Consider the following 502-nt stretch of genomic DNA (forward strand, 5'->3'; position numbering starts at 1 on the left):
TTCCACGCGCGATGCGTGCCGCTTCAACGAGCACGTTGCGTGGCTCATCCATTTCTTCGCCAGTGAGATGATTGATGACGTGTAATTGATCAATGTTTGGAGCGAAGCAATGCCAAGTAGCACCAGCTTTTTCGATGGCGTGCAGGGCTAGCACGGCTTCATGTAACTCTGAACCATCATAAACACCTGAGCCACTCAAAATAACTGCGACTTTTTTCATTTTAAGATTCCTTTAGTCTGATATTTCCGTTTGTTGCTCTTTTATATTTGGGGACTGAGATTGAGCATTTGCCTTAGTTTCGACGATTTCTTGATCGTCTTCTTCTTCATCATAGTAGCGGACCACAAAAGGTGTCAGCATGACGCTCGATGGTAGAAAGTGTTTCATATCGACTCCAAACGCATAACAGAATCATTTTTATACTGAAATTTATAAAACAGTACGTTGAACCTGATCATTTTTGAGTTAAGCTGAAGTTTCCTTTGGCATTCGTGAGTAGTA

Annotated in this window: 1 protein-coding gene and 1 pseudogene; both read right to left on the reverse strand. The window is 42.0% G+C overall.

Annotated features, from left to right (window positions below; genetic code table 11):
- Nucleotides 1-220 (reverse strand): annotated as a pseudogene (locus R7Q46_RS30705) (isoprenoid biosynthesis protein ElbB); the annotation flags it as partial.
- A 12-nt stretch (nt 221-232) separates the two neighbouring features.
- Nucleotides 233-388, reverse strand: a complete 156-nt coding sequence (locus R7Q46_RS30710; protein ID WP_005461930.1) for a hypothetical protein — start codon at nt 386-388, stop codon at nt 233-235.
- Nucleotides 389-502 lie beyond the last annotated feature (114 nt).

This window comes from Vibrio sp. 811 (assembly GCF_033339195.1).